Genomic DNA, 6478 nt, shown 5'->3' with positions numbered 1-6478 from the left:
GCGCCAACGGTTGATGAAACGAACGGTAAAGGTAGCTTAACGGGTACGGCAGAGCCTGGCTCAACAGTTGAAATTGATATTAATGGTGATGGCACTCCTGATTACACAGTAGTAGCAGATCCAGATACAGGTAATTGGACAGTTGATTTAGTTGATGTCGTTATCCCTGATTCAACAACGGTGACTGCAACTGCGACAGATTCGGCTGGTAATGTGAGTCCTGAAGGTTCAACTATTGTTGATTCTGTTATGAATGTAGCAATCGATGCTAATTCATTAGTGGATACTAAAGATAATACCCCAATTATCACCGGTACCATGGATACGGATGCAGTTGATGTTACCGTGACGATTGGCGGTAAAACTTATGATGTTAATGATACTAATAACAATGGTGTTAACGTAGTACTAGGTACTGATAGTGAAGGTAATGGTATATGGAGTCTGGAAATTCCAGATGGCGATGCGATTGCAGATGGCAACAATCTTGAAGTCAAGGTAACGGCGATTGATGGCCTTGGTAATGAAGCTGATGCTAGCGGCACAATTACTATCGACACAGCGGCTCCTGGAGTTGTACTACCAGCGAACCCAGATGATAGCCCTCTTATTGCAGATGTACTAGAAGCGGATTTACAAGGGAATCCTCTAAGTGTTAGTAAAACCATCACTTTTAATGAAGCTGTCGCAACCATGAGCTTAAGTGCGCCAACAGGTACTTATACAACGACCAATGGAGATCAAGTTACTTGGGCGTTAACGACTGAAAATGGAGTGCAAACGTTAACGGCAACTACCAATTCAGGTGCGAATATAGTCGCTACTATGGTGTTAGAACCGTTAGCTAATGGTACTGATTACACTTATACATTTACGTTAAATGAAGCGCTGCAACATGCAACCAGTACGACAAGTGAGACGGCGACAGAAGTCGATGAACTTGATATGGATTTTGGTCTCACATTTACAGATGCTGTTGGTAATGAAAGCACTGAAAACGTTGTGGTGAGTATCGTAGATGATATCCCGACCCTAGCTGAAGTACCGACGACAGCAGTAATCAACACGGAACGATATGAGCATTCATTCCAATTTGATGCTGGTGAAGATGGTCTTAGCCAGACAGTTATTTCGATAGAAGGACAAACTTTCACCTATACAGCAGAAACGAATACTGTGGCTTATAGCAATAACTCAAATAATGTAGATTACATCTATAATTACAATAGTAATTTAAACCTGTTATCTGTAGGTGCAACCCCTTATGCCATAGGAATAAATGTGGTGACTGGAGAGTATGTGCTTGATGGTGCCGGAGTAGCGGGAGAAAAAATTGAGGATGCAACTTTCGTAGGTCTTACTGCTTCGCAGATTGGTGATAATATTATCATTGCAGGTGATGACTTAAGTGGTAGCTTTATAACTGCTCAAAGTGGTAATGATATTATTGTTATAAACGAAAATACTGATGTTGTCTCTGCTGGTGCAGGGGATGACCTTATTATCATCGATCAGAATGGTGAAAGTCTCATTTCTGAAAGTAGTGTGTCGGGTCAAGATGGCACTGATACATACCGTATATTATCAGACTCTACCTTTACTGTTACAGATTTTAATGCTGATCAGGCTTCTCAGGGAGGTGATATTATTGATTTAAGTCAATATTTAGGAAGTGATGTAGCGGGCGGGTTATCCGCTGCTAACCTAAGCAATTACATATCAATTTCTCTGAATAGTGACAATACAGTGACTTTTTACATCGATAAAGAAGGCGGTTTATTAGCGTCTGGTGTTAATGTTGAAACAGCTGCGGATTCAACCATTACTTTTGCTGCTGATACCTTTAGTGATTTGTATGATGCTGTGCCTTCTCAGACTAACGAAGAGGCTATTCAAAAATTAATAGCTAACGGTAATTTAATCTTTACTAGTCAAATTAAAGAAGATGCGCAAGCAGCACATATTGATGTACAAGTTATCGATGGGGATGGCGATAGCGCTGAAACTAGTATTGAGTTCTCGACTGTGAAACCGGTTGTCACGTTTAATAACATAACAATCAATGAGCAATCACCTGAACTATCTGGCTATATTAATCAATCGGGAGCATCTATTGTTGTGACCATTGATGGTGTTGATTATACGGCAATTAACAACCAAGATGGGACTTGGAGTTTACCTACTGGCACAGTAGGTTCTGACAATTCACCACTTGTCATATCTACTGATGTTGATGTGTTGGTCACTGCTACTAACGCCCAGGATTTAGTAGGGACAGACAATGGTACAATCGTCTACGATATCACGCCTCCAACAGTTTCTTTCACAGATATCTTAACAAATGAAAGTAACCCTTCATTATCGGGTTTTGTTGATGATGATAGTGCGACTGTTATCGTGACGATTGATGGTGTTAACTATACAGCAACAAATAATGGCGATGGTAGCTGGACATTACCGGCAGGTACACTAGGTTCGGATGGCAATGCATTGACGATAACGGGTAATACTGATGTTACAGTCACTGCTACAGACAGTGCGAATAACGTTGGTACTGATGATGGGACAATTTCTTTTGATAACGAAGTACCTGTTATCGATTCAAGTTCTACTAAAATCACTATTGATGAAGGCGACTTTAGTACTAATGGTATTGATGGGGTTGATGAAACGGTGCCAGCAATTACACAAACAGGGGCATTATCAGTCAATGAAACCGTTGCTAGCTTTACGCTTGATACGCCAACGGGCTCTTACACGGTTAATGGTGAAGCTGTTACATGGACTTCATCAACTGCGGGAGATGGCTCAATCACGGTAACGGGGACGACTACTGCTGGTGAGGTCGCGAAATTAGTGTTAGCTACGGATGGTCAATATACGTTCACATTATCTGAATCATTCGATCATTCAGTACAAGGTGAAGACGCTTTATACTTACCATTTGAGGTGACAGCAATTGACGCCGCTGGTAATGAAAGTAATGCATCACAAATTGTTGTGACGCTTGTAGATGATATAGCGCAAGTTGATACTTATAACCAAATCGACGTCGCTGCTGTTAATACTGATTATACTGGTGATTTAATTGTTGATGCCGGTGCAGATGGTGCTCATGTAGGCTCTATCACTTTAGATGGCATCACTTATGTTTATGACGCTGAAAATAATTCAGTAAGCACAGAAGGCAGCTCTGAGACGGCTATTTTTTCAACTTATAATGAAACTAATAATGAACTTGCAATTGAGACCATTAAAGGTGAAACAATTACGGTTGATATGATCACTGGTGAATACAATTATACTACGACAGGTCAAGCAGTTGTCACTGCAGAGGTTGAAGAAGCACCTGAAGTGACTCTAGGTGATGATAATTCTTTATTAGGGTTAATTGGAGCGGATGCTCTTGGGTTAATTAACTTAAGCGAATCTCAAGCTTTCTCTGCAACGGATGCGAATAATGATATTACCAGTGTGGTCATAAAGAGTAGTGCTTTGATTGCTTTAGGACTCCCTGCATTTCAATGGTCTTCTCAGATGGCAAATGAGTTTGGCTTAAATGTAAATAGTGTCAAAGGTGGTATTCTTGGCTTAGTTGGTTCAAGCTATACGTTGACTATTACCTCTGAAGACGGTTCCACAATCAGTAATCAGGTTATTAATGAATTTCTAGGTTCTGTCTATACGTCATCCGCACTTTCTGTTGGAGTCGCTAGTAGCTTATCCATCACAGCTTCTGATTCTGATCCTGAAACTTTAGATGGCACCGCTACGTCTAATGGTCTTATCGATCTCGATGTGTTAGATGGATTACTTTCATCGAGTTATCCAAGTTACCTATACGAAGGAACAAGCTCTGGGGAAATTATGTTCGGAGACAATACGCTAAATAATCGTATGTACGGTTATGGTGGCGATGATAATATGGTTGGTGGTACTGTATTAGCTGACTTAATGCGTGGCGGAGCGGGTGATGATCTAATAAATGGTCTCGGTGGCAACGACATACTGAGTGGTGGTACGGGTAATGACACATTAACTGGCGGAGATGGTAACGATATTTTCCTTTGGGAAGAGGGGGATGCAGTTGCTGAGACTAGTGCTCCAGTTAACGATATTATTACCGACTTTAATAGCCAACCATATCTAGGTGGTGGGGATATACTAGACTTAGCCGATATGCTGCAAGGGGAAGGTAGAATAGGAACTAATGTAGGTAATCTAAGTAACTACTTACATTTTGAATATAATGGTAGCGATACGATTATCTCAGTGAGTGTTGATGGTGACTTTGTCGGTGGCTATGATCAAGCAACATCTACTGTTGATCAAACGATTACACTGCAAGGAGTTGATTTAACAGCTGGATTTGATTCTGATAGTGAGATCATTGAAAGCTTAATTAGTAACGGTAATCTATTAGTTGATGAACTGACTGCTGATAGCGTTACATTAGGTGGCACGACCACTATTGATGTTGACATTGTCGACGGCGATGGTGATATTGCTAATGCAGCGGTTGACTTTGATGCATCAGGCGCTGAAGCAACGGAGCCAACACCAACAACAAATAGCGCACCAATAGCTAATGCAGCGAACAATACCTTACTTGGTTTAGTTTCTGTACAAGCATTGGATGTGCTTAATCTAGAGAATCAAGCTTTCTCTGCGATGGATATTGATAACAACTTAACTAGTGTTGTACTGAACTATGGTTCACTGTTGAATGTTGATTTAACTACGTTGCAATTAACGGTATCAGAAGCAATGGCGGCATTACTGGGGTTGAAAGTAGAGACGGTTAACAGCTCTGTTTTACTTGGTTTAGTGGGCGCATCATCAACTGTGACGATCACAGCAATAGATGGCGGCGTTATTGATAACCAAGCGATTAATGAGTTATTAGCGACGGTTGATTTTGATAACACAGAACTTCTGGGTCTCAGTACTGATGTACAAGTTAATGTACTAAGTAATATGACAATTACCGCGACGGACAGTGAAGGCTTGAGTGATACTTCTTCATTATCGAGTTTGGTTGATGCAAGTTTATTAAATGGCTTGTTATTCAATACAGATGTTGTGATTGAAGGCACAAATGGTGATGATCAGATCAATGAAAGTGGAAACAATAACGGCGTACGTATTTACGGCTATGAAGGTAATGATGACTTAACTGGTACTGATTACAACGACTTAATCCGTGGTGGTAGCGGTAACGACAGCTTAACTGGTGGTGCAGGTAATGATGTCCTTATCGACGGTAATGGTAGTGATACCTTCAGTGCAGGTGCCGGCGATGATTACATGTCAATCTCTGGTAATGGCTTTGTGAGTATTGATGGCGGTATAGGTACTGATACCCTGTATGTTGATGATGGTATTAATTTAGACTTTACTAATTTATCATTAGGGTCTGTAACTAACATCGAAGAGTTAGTTTTAGGCGAGGGCGATACGGGTAATACTATTACCTTAACCAGTGCAGCAGTAGAAGCGTTAACCGATGATAATGAGACTTTGTATATCACCGGTGATGCTGAAGATATTGTTGTAACGGATATGGAAATTACAAGTAACACCTTCACTGATACAAATGGTATTACATATAATGAATACTCAATTGCATCAGGTCCTTCATTGTTTATTGATGAGGATGTTGCGGTTACTGTTACTCCTTAATCGTAAACAATAAAGCCTGTCATTACTGTTTTTTAATGTGGTGATGACAGTTTAAAAGCCCCTTCACTGGTAATTAGTGAGGGGGCTTTTTTTTAGAAAAGGTGGAAACCTAAAATAAAATTTTACAGATATTCACCTCAATAAAGGAGCATAACAAATCACTATTGATGATTATCATTCAAAACATATTTAATAGCATAAACACTTTCCGTATTACTTGTTTTCATCATCTTTAATTAAACATGATGACTTTCATATAAAACGATAGGACTAAATATTCTTTATAAAGTATCTTGTTTATACAATCATGTACAAGTCAACTGAGTAGAAAGGTGCTTATTGAATATTTACAATCAGATAGAAGAGTAGGTGTTGAATTGTGGATCGATGTTGAAGTGACTGAGAGCGTAACTCAAAGCATAACGGATAATGTTAAAGTGACTAGTGAAAGTACTAGCGCACAATAAATAAACGACTTATTAAGTACAGACACATATCAGATAAAATTCAAGTTTTAACGCAAAGTTCGGAATGAACTAAGCCCCATTATATTTCGATGCGGTGACTGTAGCTTTTCAGTATGCGGCTACTTACCTATAGAAAAATCAAAACACTCCTTTGGGCCAGTGCTTTAGTATCCCAGCATGCGAGTCATCGCATATAACTACAATAAAGGCATAATATCTATACCAGGTTGTACTGCTATTTATTACGATGCAGTGACTTTTTTATCAGCATTACGAAGGGAGGCTAAAGCCACTGCCCCGAGATCGTTTATTGCTCAATAGTATTTCAG

Annotated in this window: 1 protein-coding gene; it reads left to right on the top strand. The window is 39.8% G+C overall.

All coding sequences use genetic code 11. The features are described from left to right. On the top strand, positions 1–5682 hold a 5682-nt coding region (locus V6256_RS14575), incomplete at its 5' end, for a type I secretion C-terminal target domain-containing protein (protein WP_341599002.1). Between the last annotated feature and the right edge of the window lie 796 nt (positions 5683–6478).

Origin of the sequence: Psychromonas aquatilis (assembly GCF_038155185.1) — a bacterium.
Lineage (GTDB): Bacteria > Pseudomonadota > Gammaproteobacteria > Enterobacterales > Psychromonadaceae > Psychromonas > Psychromonas aquatilis.
This window is presented reverse-complemented; position numbering and strand designations above follow the sequence as displayed.